General features: G+C 52.9%; 14 protein-coding genes and 1 other RNA gene. 3 read left to right on the top strand and 12 right to left on the bottom strand.

Features of this window, described 5'->3' with window-relative positions; translation table 11 throughout:
* Positions 1-2: 2 nt before the first annotated feature.
* From ABKA16_RS03520 to hpf, 3 genes are all read right to left on the bottom strand, one after another.
* Positions 3-950, bottom strand: coding sequence for an ROK family glucokinase (locus ABKA16_RS03520; RefSeq protein ID WP_380998673.1), 948 nt, complete (start codon positions 948-950; stop codon positions 3-5).
* Positions 951-1,075: 125 nt separating this feature from the next.
* Positions 1,076-3,985 carry a preprotein translocase subunit SecA gene (secA, locus tag ABKA16_RS03525; RefSeq protein WP_380998670.1) on the bottom strand — a complete coding sequence of 970 codons (2,910 nt, stop codon included), beginning with the start codon at positions 3,983-3,985 and terminating at the stop codon, positions 1,076-1,078.
* A 205-nt stretch (positions 3,986-4,190) separates the two neighbouring features.
* Positions 4,191-4,862, bottom strand: coding sequence for a ribosome hibernation-promoting factor, HPF/YfiA family (hpf, locus tag ABKA16_RS03530; RefSeq protein ID WP_380998667.1), 672 nt, complete (start codon positions 4,860-4,862; stop codon positions 4,191-4,193).
* A 177-nt stretch (positions 4,863-5,039) separates the two neighbouring features.
* Here hpf and rnpB point away from each other — a divergent pair.
* Positions 5,040-5,404: RNase P RNA component class A (gene rnpB / locus ABKA16_RS03535), an RNA gene on the top strand.
* Between the two features lie 53 nt (positions 5,405-5,457).
* On the opposite strand, the gene ABKA16_RS03540 is transcribed toward rnpB, so the two are convergent.
* The 9 genes from ABKA16_RS03540 to miaB all read right to left on the bottom strand — a co-directional run bounded on the left by ABKA16_RS03540 (position 5,458) and on the right by miaB (position 15,294).
* A complete protein-coding gene (locus ABKA16_RS03540) occupies positions 5,458-6,018 on the bottom strand; it encodes a regulatory protein RecX (protein ID WP_380998664.1) in 561 nt (186 codons plus the stop codon).
* The gene (gene recA / locus ABKA16_RS03545; RefSeq protein ID WP_380998661.1) at positions 6,015-7,124 is read right to left on the bottom strand and encodes a recombinase RecA; all 1,110 of its coding nucleotides are present in this window, start codon (positions 7,122-7,124) and stop codon (positions 6,015-6,017) included. Before recA ends, ABKA16_RS03540 begins: the two co-directional genes overlap by 4 nt.
* 173 nt (positions 7,125-7,297) lie before the next feature.
* Positions 7,298-7,531, bottom strand: a complete 234-nt coding sequence (locus ABKA16_RS03550; protein ID WP_381000120.1) for a DUF3046 domain-containing protein — start codon at positions 7,529-7,531, stop codon at positions 7,298-7,300.
* Positions 7,532-7,548: 17 nt separating this feature from the next.
* Complete coding sequence (locus ABKA16_RS03555; RefSeq protein ID WP_380998659.1) at positions 7,549-8,112, bottom strand: helix-turn-helix domain-containing protein; 564 nt, start codon at positions 8,110-8,112, stop codon at positions 7,549-7,551.
* A gap of 134 nt (positions 8,113-8,246) precedes the next feature.
* Positions 8,247-8,825, bottom strand: coding sequence for a CinA family protein (locus tag ABKA16_RS03560; RefSeq protein ID WP_380998656.1), 579 nt, complete (start codon positions 8,823-8,825; stop codon positions 8,247-8,249).
* 54 nt (positions 8,826-8,879) lie between these two features.
* Entirely contained in the window at positions 8,880-9,509 is a 630-nt protein-coding gene (gene pgsA / locus ABKA16_RS03565) for a CDP-diacylglycerol--glycerol-3-phosphate 3-phosphatidyltransferase (protein ID WP_380998653.1), read from the bottom strand.
* A gap of 165 nt (positions 9,510-9,674) precedes the next feature.
* Positions 9,675-12,677: an FtsK/SpoIIIE family DNA translocase gene (locus tag ABKA16_RS03570; RefSeq protein WP_380998651.1), complete on the bottom strand. Its 3,003-nt coding sequence runs from the start codon at positions 12,675-12,677 to the stop codon at positions 9,675-9,677.
* A gap of 109 nt (positions 12,678-12,786) precedes the next feature.
* Positions 12,787-13,800: a tRNA (adenosine(37)-N6)-dimethylallyltransferase MiaA gene (gene miaA / locus ABKA16_RS03575; RefSeq protein ID WP_380998648.1), complete on the bottom strand. Its 1,014-nt coding sequence runs from the start codon at positions 13,798-13,800 to the stop codon at positions 12,787-12,789.
* A 24-nt stretch (positions 13,801-13,824) separates the two neighbouring features.
* Positions 13,825-15,294 (bottom strand): tRNA (N6-isopentenyl adenosine(37)-C2)-methylthiotransferase MiaB, encoded by a 1,470-nt coding sequence (miaB, locus tag ABKA16_RS03580; RefSeq protein WP_380998645.1) that lies wholly within the window; start codon positions 15,292-15,294, stop codon positions 13,825-13,827.
* A gap of 92 nt (positions 15,295-15,386) precedes the next feature.
* Here miaB and ABKA16_RS03585 point away from each other — a divergent pair, with 92 nt between their 5' ends.
* Together ABKA16_RS03585 and ABKA16_RS03590 are read left to right on the top strand one after the other, a co-directional pair.
* Complete coding sequence (locus tag ABKA16_RS03585) at positions 15,387-16,184, top strand: GTP pyrophosphokinase (RefSeq protein WP_380998643.1); 798 nt, start codon at positions 15,387-15,389, stop codon at positions 16,182-16,184.
* 188 nt (positions 16,185-16,372) lie between these two features.
* Complete coding sequence (locus ABKA16_RS03590) at positions 16,373-17,215, top strand: Bax inhibitor-1/YccA family protein (RefSeq protein WP_380998640.1); 843 nt, start codon at positions 16,373-16,375, stop codon at positions 17,213-17,215.
* The last annotated feature ends 65 nt before the right edge of the window (positions 17,216-17,280 follow it).

Raw genomic sequence — 17,280 nt, forward strand, 5'->3', positions numbered from 1 at the left:
GGTCAGTGCAGCGCCAGATTAGCCGCGCCGATAAGTCCTGCATCCTGGCCGGATGTAGCCGGGGCTATCTCTGCATGGGGCCGGTACGCACTTGCCTGGAGGAAACGGACATACGCATTCCGGGCCGGATCCAGGAGGATATCGCCGACGGCGACGACCCCTCCGCCGATCACATAAATATCCGGATCAAGGACAGCTGAAATAGAAGCCATTGTGCGGCCAAGCCACTCCCCAATCTTATTGAAGGCGTACAAACCTATTGCATCGCCTTCGACAGCAGCCTGGGAAACCATTTTCCCCTCAAGCTCATCGATATCCCCATTGCACAGTTCAAGCAGGCGGGAAGCCTCTTGGGGCCGTCGCCGCACAGCAGAACGGGCAAAGTGCTCGAGTGCATTGCCGGAAGTATAGCGTTCCGCGCAGCCGCGCAAACCGCATCCGCAGAAATCACCGTCCGGAACCATAGGTATATGGCCTAATTCAGACCCCATCCCGAATGACCCGCGGTACAGCTGCCCGTTGAGCACGACAGCACCTCCAAGGCCGGTACCCACAGTCAGCGCAACCATATTCGTATGCCCCTGGCCAGCCCCATGGACATATTCGCCCCATCCGGCACAATTGGCATCATTCTCTACGATTACGGGCACCTCATGGCCAATAAGATCCCCGATATGCGAAGACAGGTCATAATTGATCCACACCGGGATATTCGCCGAAAATGCTATAGTATGCCTGTCTTCCTTAACATTTCCCGCTGCCGATATACCTATTGCCGCAATATCGTCATACAGCTTTTTCGTCTCACGGTACATCTCGGCAATATGCTTATCTATGGCATCAGCCTCTTTCGGTGTCGGGACTGTCCATGAACGGATGATTGTATCATCCTCGTCACATATCCCTACAGCGATCTTGGTACCGCCAATATCAACAGCCATTGTATGCATATCAGTCCCCCTTGCACAACGTCCGGTTACGGATTCCGTTATCTGTAACCGGACGTATATCAGTATGTTAATCCTGTACCTTACTATACCAGATTAATTATAGTACTGTTTATGTGATCCAGCTTTTATTTATCCGCCTTCTCATTCTGCCCATGGCACATTTTATACTTGCGCCCTGAGCCGCACGGGCAGGGGGAATTCTTAGGTGTACCGGGGAACGTCCTGCCGTCAGCCCACGGGGTTTTCAGCTCCTCGCTCTTAGGGCGCCGGGACAGGGGGACTTTCTGCTCAGCATGGGATATCGGCGCCATGCCTGTCACCGACCCTTCATAGCTGTGCCCTTCCTTATCGGAAGACGCATCGCCGTCAGATGGCCGGCCAGATTCTGTCTTGGCGGAACCAGCGCCATTCCCATCCGTATCATCTGTATTAACGTCATCCGGTTCATCTCCGGAAGCTTCAGGCCCGTCATCAGTATCCGAATCAGGGTCTGCAGGGGATGAATACTCAAGCTCCCCATCATCATGCCCGTCCAGCTGGCTGTCCTCTTCATCCGCATGGGCAACAGCCTCAAGATCAAGGTTGAAAAGCAGCTGGATTCCCTCTTCCTTGATCGAATCGACCATAGAATTATACATCTGATAGCCTTCACGCTGATACTCGACCAGAGGGTCCCTCTGCCCCATACCGCGCAGGCCGATGCCGTCTTTAAGGTAGTCCATCTCATACAGATGTTCACGCCATTTGCGGTCCATCGTCGCCAGGACGACGCGGCGTTCAATATCACGCATAGTGTCAGCACCAATAAGGGCTTCCCGCGCCTCATATTCACTATGGACTTTATCGTAGATCAGCTCTGCAAGCTTTCTGCGCGCCTTATCGCCTTTCAGCTGGGCAACTTCAGATTCAATTTCGTCAGTATCGAAATCAAGCGGGATAATGCTCTTCAAAGCCTTCCACAGGCCCTCATAATCCCAGCGGTCCACCCTGTCGGTACCGCGTGTGGCGCCGTGGATATATGAGTTGATGACGGACTTGATAAATTCCTGCACATCTGCAGCAATATCAGCACCCTTCAGCACTTCCATACGTTCTTTATAAACGACAGTACGCTGTTTGTTCATAACATCATCGTATTTCAGCACGTTCTTGCGCATTTCGTAGTTCCGGGCTTCAACCGATTTCTGGGCATTGCGGACACCGCGCGATATGCTCTTCTGCTCCAGCGGCTCGCCTTCCGGCATATTATTGCGCATAACGGCAGCTACAAGCTGGGTATTGAACAGGCGCATCAGATTGTCTTCCAGGGACAGATAGAAGCGCGATTCGCCGGGATCGCCCTGACGCCCGGAACGGCCCCGCAGCTGATTGTCGATCCGCCGGGATTCGTGGCGTTCTGTGCCGAGCACATACAATCCGCCAAGTTCGACTACTTCTTCATGTTCATCCTTGACCTGCTGCCTGATATCTTCAAGTGTAGAAGGCCACAGGCGTTCATATTCCTCCGGCGTATCCTCGGCAGAATAGCCCTGGGATTTCAGTTTCTGGTCAGCAAGGAACTCAACATTCCCGCCCAGCATGATATCAGTACCGCGGCCTGCCATGTTCGTGGCAACAGTCACAGCACCTTTACGCCCTGCGACAGCAACTACTGCAGCCTCTGCTTCGTGATGCTTCGCATTGAGCACTTTATGTGGTATTTTTGCCACATCAAGCAGGGAAGAGACTACTTCAGATGCCTCAACGGATGCCGTACCCAGCAGTACAGGCTGGCCTTTGGCATACCTGTCGGCCACATCCTTGACGATAGCCACAAGCTTTTCCTTGCGGGTACGGAAAATAAGGTCATCCTTATCTTTACGGATCATGTCCTTATTCGTAGGGATGGGGATAACGCCAAGCTTGTATGTGTTCATGAACTCAGCTGCCTCAGTCTCAGCAGTACCTGTCATGCCCGAAAGCTTGTCATACATACGGAAATAGTTTTGAAGCGTAATAGTTGCAAAAGTCTGGTTTTCCGCCTGGACTTCCACACCCTCTTTAGCTTCAATAGCCTGATGGAGGCCTTCGTTGTAACGGCGCCCGTGAAGCATACGGCCGGTATGCTCGTCAACGATGAGGACTTCCCCGCCCTGCACAACATAATCCTTATCGCGCAGGAAAAGTTCCTTGGCTTTGATGGCATTGTTGAGATAGCCGATCAGGGCTGTGTTGCTCGGCTCATAAAGGTTATCAATGCCCAGGTAATCCTCAACTTTAGTGATCCCTGAGTCGAGGATGCCTACAGTCTTTTTCTTTTCGTCGACCTCATAATCGGTTTCGCGCTCCAGACGCGGAGCAAGGCGCGCGAACTGGCGGTACCACCGGGTAACATCGCCCTCAGACGGGCCTGAGATGATCAGCGGTGTACGGGCTTCATCGATAAGGATAGAATCGACTTCATCAACTATTGCATAATGGTGCCCGCGCTGGACGAGTTCATTTTTTTCCCACGCCATATTATCGCGCAGGTAATCAAAACCGAACTCATTATTTGTACCGTAGGTGATGTCTGCATTGTACTGCTTGCGGCGCTCTGCCGGCTGCTGGTCTGTAATGATGCACCCAGTTTCCATCCCCAGGAAACGGTAGATGCGCCCCATAAGCTCAGACTGGTAGCTCGCAAGGTAATCATTCACCGTAACAACATGGACGCCTTTACCCTCCAGGGCGTTGAGATATGCTGGGAGAGTTGCGACCAGTGTTTTCCCTTCACCGGTCTTCATTTCGGCAATATTCCCCCAATGGAGTGCCGCACCGCCCATAAGCTGCACATCAAAGTGGCGCTGCCCAAGGGTACGCTTGGATACTTCGCGTACTGTCGCAAATGCTTCAGGCATGAGATCATCAAGTTTTGCACCGTTATCAAGCTTTTCCTTGAATTTCGCTGTCTGGCTTTTAAGTTCGTCGTCGGTCAGCTCAGAAATCTCATCTTCCAGTGCGTTCGCAGCCTCAGCAACGCCTTTTAGCTTACGACGCTGCTGCTCCTCGCCCATTCGCAGTGCTCTATCAAGTAATGACACTCCATACTCCTTGTGCATAGTAAGCAAAGCCCGCCATATGGACCAGCAGGCCTGTTCAGACAAACTTTTACTATAGTACCCAATCGTGCTGATATTTACGCCGCAGTACAAAGCAGCCACCGGGTATCGGTGGCTGCAGTATAAATATTATTTTTGAGCTTATTATTGCGCTGCACGCTTACCGTGCTGCGTTTTCCGGAGTATCTATTTCAAATACCCCATAGCTCCACCCGTGACGGTGGTATACCACAGATGGGCGCTTCGTATCAATATTGACGAACAGGAAGAAATCATGACCGATAAGCTCCATCTGGTTTATTGCTTCGTCGATCGTCATTGGCTCGGCAATATGGAGCTTACGGCGGATCGTCACAGGTGTATCCCCTACCTGGACTTCAACAGATTCACCGGGGCCCAGATCCCCCGCCACTGCCTCATCAGTGCTGTTCGTCGGTTCCAATGCCGGCTCCTCCAGCTCCTGCGGGGTAACTGCCGGTTCTTCAGCCATGCCAAGGTCTACAGGGACTTCACTGCTGTAGCCGCGGCGATGGTCCTTGCGCCGGTCACGGGAACGGCGCAGCCTCAGTGTCAGTTTATCAAGGGCCAGATCAAGCGCACTGTATTCATCGCTGCTGGATGCCTCCGCGCGTATAACCGTCCGTCCGGCGTACACGGTTATTTCCACACGTTTTGCTGTATCTGCCTGGCGTGGATTGCCTTCATGCGTAACTACGATCGTCACACGTTGCGCATCCGGGGCTATTGCAGTTACACGATTCATTTTGCTGTCTATAACGTCGCGGAACCTCTGCTTTATCTGAATTCGACGTCCGGTCACTACAATTTCCATGCGAACCTCCTAGGTTTGAGCGGTGAACCGCTGTTCATAACGACGGCTTCGTCGTTATTTTTATAATATCGCATTTCCTTAAAATCTTCTGCACCGTGTCGTGATTACCATAACACAGCCACAAAAAGATATGTGCTCCCTGTAACGTGTTCACAGCTTTTGCTAGTCTGGACGGACTGAGACCTCTTTGTGGTTGCGGTACTGTTTTACAGTACTGAGGAACTTCCGGGCTCCACAGAGCACAATGGCGGATAACGTCCGCCCAGGGCGACCTGAGAGATAGCGCAACAGAAAGCAGACCGCCCCCATACACCGGTATGGGAGTAAGGGTGAAACGGCGGTGTAAGAGACCACCGGATCTGCGGTAACGCAGACCGCACGGCAAGCCTCATTGGGAGCAAGGCCAAGCAGAAGGCATATGGGCTGCTCGCTCACGTCTTCGGGTAGGCTGCTGGAGCTTAGCGGCAACGTTAAGTCGAGATGGATAACCACACGTATGCTTTGCATAACGACAGAACCCGGGGTATAAGAGGTCTCACTTTCAGCACTCCAGTGCCCGGTTCCCCAGTGACTTAACCCTTAAGCATCCGTATTTTTATTCTTCGTTTTCCAACCCTTCGGAATCTTCACAAAGGATATCAGTATACCTGCGTATAGTGTCCGGGTCATGCCCTTTCCTCGCACATGCCGACCAAAAACGCCGCAGCCTGGTTCTGGTATCCAGCCCGCTGGTTTTTTTCGATACTTTGAGGGCAAGCTCGTATGCGGAATTTTCAAATTTGCCGGCCTCTCGCGCTTCCTCAACAACAGCAGTGATAAGAGGCCCTTCAACCTCTTTTTTACGCAGCTCCTGCCTTGTCCCGTACTCCCCAAGGAACCGAGACAGGCAATACTGCACCATGCTGCGGGCATACTGCCCATCATCAATAAGGCGCGAAGATACAAGCCGCCTTATGACTTTACCGACAGTTTCCTCTTCATAGCCTTTTGCAATAAGACGTGTCCGCAGGGCACCGGAGGATCTTGGAGCAGCATCCAGCAGCCGCAGAGCCGCCTCCTGGCATTTATTTTCCTCATCTGATCTGTATAATACAGAATCCTTATCCGGCTTAAGATCCGTGTCCCCCGCAGTGATGCCGGGCAAGCTGCCGGTCACTTGCCGCCTTCAGGCTGCTTGCCATTACCGTCCGCTGTTTTGCCCTCAGAAGATGCAGAGGGATTGCCATCATCGGCAGCAGGGTCAGGGATCACATTATATGCAACTTTTACCTTGCCTTCAATCTCATCTGCAAGTTCAGGATTATCTTTAAGGAACTGGCGGACTTTCTCGCGCCCCTGTCCGAGCTGGTCGCCTTCATATGTAAACCATGAACCGGATTTCTTCACGATCCCGGCGCTAAGCGCCATGTCGATAAGCGAGCCTTCCCTTGATACGCCTTCACCGTAAAGGATATCAAATTCTGCTGATTTGAAAGGGGGTGCCATTTTATTTTTAACGACTTTTATACGTGTCCGGTTCCCTACAGCTTCATCACCATTCTTCAGCGTCTGTATACGGCGGATATCAAGACGGACTGAAGAATAGAATTTAAGGGCCTTACCGCCTGTTGTCGTTTCAGGGTTGCCGAACATAACACCAATCTTTTCGCGCAGCTGGTTAATAAAAATAGCTGTGGTGTTAGACTGGGACAGAGCACCTGTCATTTTGCGCAGTGCCTGGCTCATCAGGCGTGCCTGGAGGCCAACATGGCTGTCTCCCATTTCGCCGTCAATTTCCGCTTTCGGCACCAGGGCTGCTACCGAATCAACAACGATAATGTCAAGCGCGCCCGAGCGGATAAGCATATCGGCTATTTCCAGCGCCTGCTCGCCATTATCAGGCTGGGAGATGATCAGGGAATCGGTATCAACGCCCAGCTTGCGCGCATAATCAGGGTCAAGCGCATGCTCAGCATCTATGAATGCTGCAACACCGCCATTCTTCTGGGCATTGGCGACTGCATGCAGGGCAATAGTCGTTTTACCTGACGATTCGGGGCCGAATATCTCGATGATCCTGCCACGCGGCAAACCGCCTATTCCCAAGGCAAGATCAAGGGCAATGGATCCTGTAGGGATAACTTCTACCTGGTTGACGGGCTTATCCCCCAGGCGCATTGCGGAACCTTTGCCGAAGGCCTTCTCAACTTGTGCGAGAGCAGTATCCAATGCAGCCTGGCGGCGTGCATCCTGGGCGTTCGCAGTATCTTTTGTACGTGGCATCTGTTCTCCTGTTCATGAGTTCGTGCTATCCACTATACCTGTACGGACACAAGTGTATATATCTTTACTCTTATGTGGTCAGATGTGGATAACACGCCCCATATCCATCTTTACTTTTGCTTACCCCATTCTACAATAATGGTCGAACATGTGTTCGAACATACTGCCGCGAATCAGGCTGCCGGCATAGGAGGCGCGTTATGATCCTTCCCCCATCGGGAGGAATCGGGCACATCCATCTGGTCGCAGAGCACATTCCATACGACACGTGGTTCAATCCCCGCATCAAGCGCTTCATATACTGTCATCGACTGCAGCCGCGCCAGCCTCTGGTCTCTGGCGATACTGCGGCCGTAGACCCTTCCAAATACTTCTTCAAGCAGTTCCCAAAACTCACGTTCACGCATTGACATATGTACTGTTATTAAACAGCTGCAGCCTCATCGGGGATATCTGTAATGCCGGGGGCTGCTGCCTTATTTTCGGCAACACGTATCTGGTCAGCTACCATAACGAGCATATCTGAAAGCCGTACCCCGAGTGCTTCAGTGATAGACATAAGCAATTCAGAGCTGGCTTCCTTCTGTCCGCGCTCGACCTCTGAAAGATAGCCCAGGGATACCCCCGCTTTTTCGCTGATCTCACGAAGCGTTTTATGGTCGCGCGTACGTAAAGACCTCAGTATGCCTCCCTGCACTTTGCGCAGGGATATCTCGCCTTCTGCAACAGGGTCCTGGATGTTCCCCTGCTTCGTACCGCTATCCTCACGGCTTTCAGAATGCACCCAGCGGCTGTATCCGGAATTCTGTTTTTCATCTATTGCAGCCCTGGCCTGCTTCGCCTTTATGATCTGCTGGCGCGCCAATTCAACAGCCCTGCGCTGTGCCGGAGTAAGGTTCTTATTCATGGCTTCAGTATGTTCCATTATCACAGGCCTCGCCCGATGGGTCTCAAGATTTGATGTAAGCTGCATAGCCGTTTCTGCCATAGCACATCCTTCCGCGTGTCCAAGTTATGATCTATTGAAAGTGTCAACATCGCCGCACACGATTTATTCCCGGTGCGCCATACAGCACACATCATATACACATCTTGACGTCCGCACCGCCCAGGTGCTGTATGTCAGGGCTTTTCCCCCAATACTGCCAGCAGCAGGTCCAGAGCCCCTTCAACACTTTCCCGTCTGACAGTTTCCCTGCTGCCGCTGCACTGCAGCTGCCTCACGCGTACAGGAACCCCCGGGAAAACTGGTTTACCCGGCACGGTGCAGGCAACATATACCAGCCCTTCCGGTTTCCCCTCACTCGGACCGGGACCGGCGACCCCTGTAGTAGAAAGGCCGATAACGTTATGCAAATAGCCTTCGTCCGCTGAAGCATACAGATCCCTTACACCGGAAGCCATCTGGCATGCCGTTTCGGAAGCAACAGCCCCCTGTGTCCTCAGAAGCGTGCTGCTGACGCCCAGGACATGATGCTTTTCCTCATTCGTATACGTGACTGCCGACCCAAGGAATACATCTGATGCACCGGGGATACGAACAAAAGAATCTGCAAGCAGCCCGGCAGTCAATGATTCCGCGCAGGCAATAAAAAAGCCTCTGCTGCGGCATATTTCCAGAGCCCGGGCTGCTTTATCATCCCGGGTAACCTGTGCAGTACTTAAAACAGGGAGAATACTGCCTGGAGCGACGCTGTCCATAATTATAAAGCCTATGCTCCTATCTGCCTGTATGCGCGGGCAGCCATAAACATACTATTGCCGGCTGCGCGGACGGAAGACACCAATAACATACATAACGCCTGAGTACAGGCACAGGGCGAGGGCAATAAGCGTAATCACAAGGCCGGCAATGCGGTATGCTTTCGCGGCCACAGACGGAATGCCCGGCACAAGCCATACCGGCAGAAGGAGCATCCCTATGCCAATACACTCAGCGACAGTCTTATACTTGCCTGCCCTGTTTGCGGCAATGACTTTCCCGCCATTGTCAATAATAAAAAACCTCATTACGGTAATGCCGATCTCCCTGATAAGGAAAAGGGCCGTTACCCACCACCACAGTTCACCGAAAGCAGACAGGGTAATGAGGGCAGAACAGATAAGCAGCTTATCAGCAATCGGGTCCATAAGCTTCCCAAGCTCAGTGACCTGATGATACTTGCGGGCAAAATAGCCATCCAGCTTATCTGTACTGGCAGCAACAATAAACAGCACAGCAGCCGTCCACCGTTTGGCATAATCAGACACACCGAGCGGTCCTGCCTGGGCAGCAAGGGTGATGAATACTATGACCATAACAATGCGCACATATGTTATAAGGTTCGGCACAGCATTCCAGCCCTTGAGCAATGGCATTTTCCGTGTTGAGCTGCTGTCTTCCATAATTTACCACCCGTTATAATACCGCCAGCCTGTGCAGTCAGCCGTATTCTTTACATACAAGAGTATCCCCTATACCGCACAAAGGCAATTCCCTCAGTACAGGCAGCGGGTCAAACGGGGACAGGTGCCAGAGGCATATGCTGTTATACTGCCGCCTGTGCAGGTTTATGAATAATATCTGCCGTAGTCATTATCCGACTGGACCGTATTATTATCCACGTGCGGCGGGGCATTGAAATCGTTAAGCTCCATATGCGCTATAGCCCCCGCTGAAGGATAGTATGCCTCGGAATCTTCGGAAGGGGTATATCCCGGATATCCTTCAGAGGATTGCGGCTGCTGCCGATGCGGGCCGTTCCCCGCATCTTCCTGCGCCTCCGGCGAAGGCGAGGAAGGCGTTTGAGAAGGCTGAGCACCATCATCCGCCAACGACATATCTGCCGGCAAAGAAGGCTGCTGCCGCGCAGCATCAGCGGGTTCACGGCTAATCTCAGGCGCATCCCCTCTGATGAAGGCGAGGACTTCAGGGAGCTGTTCAGGCTGCACAAGCACTTCCCTTGCCTTGGAACCTTCAGAAGGCCCGACCACCCCCCGGGATTCAAGCAGGTCCATAAGGCGCCCTGCCTTGGCGAAACCGATACGGAGCTTGCGCTGGAGCATGGATGTGGAACCAAACTGTGCGGTAACCACCAGCTCAGCGGCCTGAAGCAGCTCATCCATATCATCGCCGATCTCTTCATCCACAGCTTTCCTGGCATCCTGCTGCTGTGCCATCTGTTCGATATCCTGGCGGTATTTGGGCTTACGCTGGGTCTTCACATACTCGACAGCCTGATGTATCTCCGACTCGCCGACCCACGCGCCCTGCACACGGATCGGCTTTGCCTGACCCATCGGCAGGAACAGTGCATCGCCCTGTCCGATAAGGGTCTCTGCACCCGTCGAATCAAGGATCACCCGCGAATCCGTAGCCGAGGACGTCGCAAACGCCAGGCGTGAAGGGATATTCGCCTTAATAAGGCCTGTGACAACATCAACAGACGGGCGCTGCGTGGCGAGGATAAGGTGGATCCCTGCTGCTCGGGCCAGCTGTGTAATACGCTGGATAGAGCTTTCCACGTCATTCTTGGCAACCATCATCATATCAGCCATCTCATCAACGACTACAAGCAGATAGGGATACGGCGCAACTTTACGGCCAGACCCCTGGGGAGCATGCACCTTGCCTTCACGCACAGCCTTATTGAAATCTTTGACATGCTTGAACCCGAAATACTGCAGGTCATCATACCGGGAGTCCATTTCCTTGACGACCCACTCCAGCGCCTGGGCAGCACGTTTGGGATCAGTAATAATAGGGGTAAGGAGGTGAGGTATCCCTGCATAAGCAGTAAGCTCTACACGTTTGGGATCAACCATGATCAGGCGCACCTGTTCAGGGGTCGCACGCATCACTATTGACATAAGCATTGAGTTGATAAAACTCGATTTACCGGAACCTGTAGCGCCGGCAACAAGCAGATGCGGCATTTTAGTAAGGTCTGCAGTAATAACATGCCCCTCCACATCCTTGCCGAGGCCGGCAACCATCGGATTAGCATCCTTAAGCGCCACTTCTGAACGCAGGACATCCCCCAGATGCACGATCTCACGGTCAACATTCGGTATCTCGATACCTATGGCAGATTTTCCCGGGATAGGCGAAAGGATGCGGACATCAGAACTGGCCACTGCATAAGCAATATTTTTCTGGAGATTGGTAACCTTCTCAACTTTTACCCCCGGGCCAAGCTCCACCTCATACTGTGTCACTGAAGGCCCCCGAAGGAAACCAATCACCCGCGCATCGACACCGAACTGTTTGAAAGTTGCCTGAAGCGACATCATCACACGTTCATTTTCCGGTGTTTTAGTTGCGTGGGGCTTGCCGCGGACAAGCATATCCAATGCAGGAAGCTGGTACGGCATTTCATCACCAGGCACAGTACGTCCGTCATCAGCAACCGTGAATTCATCAGCGTCACCGGATGGATCTGCAGCAGCTGCAGCATCCTGGGCCTGCCGGCCCTGCGGGACTGCCACAGTGGCACTGTCGCCCTGCACAGCTGGATATGCAGAAGGGGCAGGAGGCTGGGGGACATCAGATATACCAGTCGGCATGCTTACAGTTGCACCGGGGTTGCCCGGATCGACCGACAGCGCCCGGGTGGGGTTGTCAGAGCCAAATTCTTCACGGTTATGGGCTTTGTCGAATGCCGTGTCCCCTTCATACTCATCCAACGAGGTATCGGCCTTCCGGCGCCGGAACATGCCCATAAACCTGTTCAGGAACGAAGGCTTGCCAGATACCTCGTCACTGCCATCATGGGCTGATACGCCATCAGCGAACTGCATGGTCCCGTCACCTATGCGGACTTCATTAGGGAACTCTTCCGAGCCGGTGTCGCCGTTCCCTCTGCGCCCCAGCCCTGCAAAAATCTTCGGTATATCAGTCAGATGGGTGCGCGTGATCAGCAGAAGCGAGAAAAGGGCTATAACAATAAAAACCGCTATGGCAAAGGGGATCGATAAGCCCCAGGACAAAGGGGATCCCAGGACAAAGCCGAAAAGGCCGCCGGCGGACTGTACAGAATCCCACATGAACTTATGCAGCGGAGCGGATCTCACAGCATCAATAATGGAGCAGACGGACCACATCAGCAGGAACCATCCTGACACTACACGCGAATTATCGTAATCCGACCGCTCCCCTACATTGCGCAGCAGCCTGAAAGCGATAACTATCAGCAATACCGGCAGTGCCACACTCATAACACCAAAAAGGCTGGATGCCAGGATATGCAGCCCCTGAGCAAAAAAGCCATGTACACGGAACCATTCGCTCGCAACAAAAAGGATGGCAAAAATAATCAGTACAAAACACAGGCCATCGCGCGTAGCCTCATTATCATCAACCCCAGCCCCCGTGACGGAACGTATCAGTTTCCCCAGGGCGCGCGGGAAGAAAAGCAGGGCCTTTTTCCACCATGGCTCCTGCCGTCGGGCCGCATCTGCACCTGCTGCCGCCCGCTGCCCATGCTGTTCCTGCTGTGAACGTGGCGAAGCCCTGCCGCTTCCGTTATTCTGTAAATCGCCGGGCCTGCGTGATGATGAATTTCCTCGTACCATAACGGTTTTAAGGATAACGTAAAACTCAGTTCAGAGAGAGGCAAGCGCATAAAATCCACAAAAATATCAAGTCTTAAATCCCTGATATCACTTTGCCCACAGATGACTGCTATCCAAGTCCGCCTAAATGATGCTGGACATAAGTATCAGCAACCCTGTCATCACGGTCATAATCGCCGGAATCGGCATGGTGCACGATATCCATCGCCAGTCCAGGCAGGTCAGGTGCCGTCGCATCCAGCCAGTGGATACGCGGATCCCTGCCAAACCATCCCATCTGTTTACGGGCCAGGCGCCTGGTATCGTGTGCAATACGCTCATAGGCTTCATCCTCATCTATCAGCCCGTCGCAGTAATCTATGATCTGCCGATATCCCAAAGCTTTTATGGCGGTAGCACCGAGACGGTCCCGTAACTGACGCACTTCATTGGTGAAACCGGCCTCCCTCATCCTGCGGGTCCGCAGGTTTATACGCTCATCAAGGTTTTCCCTGGTAAGGTCAAGGCCTATCTGGACAGCGGGTATAACATACCTGTAATGGGGCAGCGCAGCCGAATACGGCTTCCCCGTAAGGGCAATGACTTCCAGCGCACGGACGGTCCTGCGGATATTGTGCCAGTCCATACGGGAAGCAGCGTCAGGGTCTTTCCGCTCAAGCTCAGCAAAAAGCGCTTCTGCGCCAATATCCCTGCCACGCTGTTCAATATCGGACCGTATCTGAGGGTCAGTTCCGGGGAAAGAGATATCATCGATCGCTGCCCTTGCATACAGCCCCGAACCGCCGACCAGCACAGGCGTTGCCCCCCGGGCCTGGATATCAGCGATACAGCATCTTGCAAGTTTCTGGAACCGTGCAGCAGTCATCGTTTCCTGCGGGCTGATGATATCAATAAGATGATGTTTTACTTCTGCCCGTTCCCGCACCGAAGCTTTTGCAGTACCAATATCCATACCGCGGTACATCTGATAAGCATCAGCGTTGATGATCTCGGCGGCACGCCCTTCTTCTTCCAGGGCATGCACCAGCGAAATTGCCAGGGCAGTTTTCCCCGAAGCTGTAGGTCCTATGACCGAAATCACTTTATATGGCATATCTGCTGCGCTGCCGTTATTTTCCTGCATTTCTCAAACAATCCCTGCGAGGCTTTATCTGCGGACACTGTACGTGTGCCCGGAACGGACATCAGGATCAGAAATAATATAATGCCTGGCAGACCCTGTTACCGTACAGGTGACAAAGTCTCCTACCTGCGGCATCTGCTCCCCCTCCGAGACGCCAATGTGCACCAGTGTCCCGGTGCGTTCGCGGCCTGTAACACGGTGCGTACTAGAATCTTTCCGCCCAGTCCCGGAAATGAGCACTTCAACATCGCGTCCTACAAACTTTCCCATTTCTTCAAGGGTTATTGATTCCTGCATATCATGAAGCCGCGTATACCTTTCGCGCATAACATCCGCGGGGATCTGCTCCATAAGCGCGGCAGGGGTCCCCGGGCGGGGGGAATATTCAAAAGTATAAGCGCCCGCAAACCGTGCACGCCCAAGGATATCCAGTGTCTGCTGGAAATCCTCCTCTGTCTCGCCGGGGAAACCTACAATAATATCCGTTGTGATCTGGGCATCAGGCATCGCTTCGCGGACGCGGTCCACTATCCCCATAAATTTTGATGTCCGGTACGACCTTCGCATCGCGCGCAATATCCTGTCCGAACCGGACTGCAGGGGCATATGGAGCTGATGCATAACATTAGGCGTTTCTGCCATGGCAGCAATAACATCATCTGTGAAGGCTGCGGGATGGGGCGAAGTGAAACGGACCCTTTCCAGCCCTTTGATATCGCCGCAGGCTCTCAGGAGCCTGGAAAACGCATAACGGTCCCCCATGGAGTATCCGTACGAATTGACATTCTGCCCGAGCAGGGTCACCTCTTTAGCACCTGAATCTACACAGCGCTGTATCTCGTCAAGGATATCCCCCGGCCTGCGGTCACGCTCACGCCCGCGTACCGACGGGACTATACAGAAGGTGCACGTATTGTTGCAGCCTACGGAAATCGCGACCCATGACGATATCCGCGATGCCCGGGCCGCTGGAAGCTGGCTGGGGAAGTATTCCAGGTCTGCTGCTACTTCTACCTGGGACGTATTGTACATACGGGCTTTATCCAGAAGCCCGGTAAGCGAACCTATATTTTTCGTCCCGAATACTGCATCGACCCATGGTGCCCTTTGTGTGATGCGCTGCCTGTCTTTCTGGGCCATGCACCCGCCTACAGCTATCTGAAGCTGCGGATGTTCGCGTTTCAGCTCCGCCCATTGCCCCAGCGTACCGTACATGCGGTTTGAAGCATTCTCCCTGACTGCACAGGTATTCATAACGATCAGGTCGACATCGTTATTATCGATCTGTTCCTGGTCTGCCCTAACATACCCGTCAGCTTCCAGGACGCCTGCGATGCGTTCAGAATCATGCACATTCATCTGGCACCCCAGCGTATGGACATAGTAGACGCCTTTCCCCCTGCCCTGCCGGAGGGCTGTCTGCGCAGCGGCCCCGTCTGCCGCAGTACTGCCTGCCCCCGAACGTTCTTCAGCCGTCATCATATCTTCATTCATATAAGTGATATTACCCAATGACTCCAACTACTCCTTTACTTGGTGGCGTGTTCCCTGTATCATATATGCTGACTTCTTTATGCGGGGGAACCATGATTTTAGATGAACAGCCGACACTGAACACTGCGGAGCTGCGCAATGAACTCCAGAACCTTGCGCTTGGGCAGCAGGATATCCCGATCGACCTGTCGGACCTTGACATTGACGATTTCAGTGATTACGTTTCTCAGTTCGTTGATTCCATGCAAGTCTACCGCGGCGCTATGCACGAGGTCAGCACGAAGCTTGAAATCCTTGATGATGAATACCACGTACGCTACGAGCACAACCCTATCCATCATATGGAGCGCCGCATCAAAAGCGCGAAGTCTATTTTCGGCAAACTTAAGAAGCGCCATCTCCCGCAGACTATTGAAGCGATGCAGAATAACATATACGATATTGCGGGTATCCGTGTGATATGCAACTATATCGATGATGTCTATGCCGTGGCGAACATGCTTTCCGGACAGTCAGACATTGAGATCATGGAAGTCAAGGATTATATATCCCATCCCAAGGAAAGCGGCTACCGGAGCCTCCATACGATCTACCGGGTCCCTGTCTTCCTTACTACCGGCCCGCGCATCACCCCTGTTGAAGTGCAGTTCCGCACTATCGCTATGGACTACTGGGCAAGCCTTGAACATAAGCTGCGCTACAAGGGTAATCTCAGTGATGACCAGATTGCGCGCCATTCAGGGACGCTCCAGGAGTGTGCTTCTACCCTGGCCCAGGTTGAGGGCACCATGCAGTTCATCCATCGTGACATTATTGATTCCCATGTTTCTGAAGATGATGACATTGATCTGACACCGCGCAGCTACACTGTGATCCGTGACGAAGATTAACCGAAAATCAATAATTAATGTATCTGTTTCCCCGCTGCAGCATTAACGTGCAGGCATAAGCCCGATACCTCCATATGGTCAATCACGTGTTTTAGAATAATACTGTAGAATAGAAATAAGACACATATGCGGATAATCCGGATACCGCCTGATTGCCGCGCTAATCATATCAATCAAGGAGTGGGGTCATGACAAACGATCAGCCACAGTATGGAGCCGGCAACGGCTACCAGCAGGACCAGGCCCAGGCGCCTTACGGCCAGCAGCCATACCCGCAGTACACCCAGAATGCTGCCGGCGCCCAGAGGGCTTTCACACAGCAGCCGTATATGGATGCTACCGCTGCCTATGCGCAGGATGAGCAGGCACAGCATACATCGGTAACACGTGTCTATTTCGAGATGTTCCTGGGGATCCTCGTTACTGCAGCTGTTGCAGGGCTTGCAGCGAGCCAAGGATGGCTTGAAGCATACACAGCTGCTACAGGCCGGCTTGGTTTCTGGGGCCTGCTTATAGCGCAGTTTATTATTGTTGTTGTTCTCAGCTCCCAGGTAATGAAAATGCCCCCTGCTGTTGCACGTGTCATATTTTATCTGTATGCTGCGTCCATGGGCTTTACCCTGTCTACCGTTTTTTATGTCTACACCTTGGAGACTATCGGCCTGGCCCTCGGGATGTCATCCCTCTTCTTCTTTGTCCTTTCCATGATCGGCCTGACAACTAAACGGAACCTCCTCAAGTTCGGCACCATCCTTACTGCGGCGCTGATAACCCTTATAGTTGTTGAAGTCCTCCTGCTTATTTTCCGCGTATCCAGTGGCACTATGATTATCAGCGGCATCAGCCTGCTGCTTTTCGCCGGGTTCACCATGTATGATGCCCAGGCTACACGGGCTATCCTGAACCATTACCAGGGACAGCCGGAAATGATCAAGCGGGTATCAATCGTATGCGCCCTGAACCTTTATCTCGACTTTATCAACTTCTTCGTCAACCTGCTGACCCTCCTCGGAGGCGGCAGCCGGAACTGATGATAACAGACAAATAGGTAATAGATACCCGGCAGATGGCCTGGCCATCCCGGTAATCCTAAGAG

Origin of the sequence: Scardovia wiggsiae (genome assembly GCF_051045985.1) — a bacterium.
Classification (GTDB): Bacteria; Actinomycetota; Actinomycetes; order Actinomycetales; family Bifidobacteriaceae; genus Scardovia; species Scardovia wiggsiae.

Excerpts from the sequence above, each read along its gene's own strand:
- hpf (WP_380998667.1), bottom strand. The coding sequence starts at position 4,862 with ATGGAAATTGTAGTGACCGGACGTCGAATTCAGATAAAGCAGAGGTTC.
- pgsA (WP_380998653.1), bottom strand. The coding sequence starts at position 9,509 with ATGGAAGACAGCAGCTCAACACGGAAAATGCCATTGCTCAAGGGCTGG.
- ABKA16_RS03590 (WP_380998640.1), top strand. The coding sequence starts at position 16,373 with ATGACAAACGATCAGCCACAGTATGGAGCCGGCAACGGCTACCAGCAG.
- secA (WP_380998670.1), bottom strand. The coding sequence starts at position 3,985 with ATGGGCGAGGAGCAGCAGCGTCGTAAGCTAAAAGGCGTTGCTGAGGCT.
- ABKA16_RS03560 (WP_380998656.1), bottom strand. The coding sequence starts at position 8,825 with ATGGACAGCGTCGCTCCAGGCAGTATTCTCCCTGTTTTAAGTACTGCA.
- ABKA16_RS03555 (WP_380998659.1), bottom strand. The coding sequence starts at position 8,112 with ATGGCAGAAACGGCTATGCAGCTTACATCAAATCTTGAGACCCATCGG.
- ABKA16_RS03550 (WP_381000120.1), bottom strand. The coding sequence starts at position 7,531 with ATGCGTGAACGTGAGTTTTGGGAACTGCTTGAAGAAGTATTTGGAAGG.
- recA (WP_380998661.1), bottom strand. The coding sequence starts at position 7,124 with ATGCCACGTACAAAAGATACTGCGAACGCCCAGGATGCACGCCGCCAG.
- miaA (WP_380998648.1), bottom strand. The coding sequence starts at position 13,800 with ATGCAGGAAAATAACGGCAGCGCAGCAGATATGCCATATAAAGTGATT.
- miaB (WP_380998645.1), bottom strand. The coding sequence starts at position 15,294 with ATGAATGAAGATATGATGACGGCTGAAGAACGTTCGGGGGCAGGCAGT.
- ABKA16_RS03520 (WP_380998673.1), bottom strand. The coding sequence starts at position 950 with ATGCATACAATGGCTGTTGATATTGGCGGTACCAAGATCGCTGTAGGG.
- ABKA16_RS03585 (WP_380998643.1), top strand. The coding sequence starts at position 15,387 with ATGATTTTAGATGAACAGCCGACACTGAACACTGCGGAGCTGCGCAAT.
- ABKA16_RS03570 (WP_380998651.1), bottom strand. The coding sequence starts at position 12,677 with ATGGTACGAGGAAATTCATCATCACGCAGGCCCGGCGATTTACAGAAT.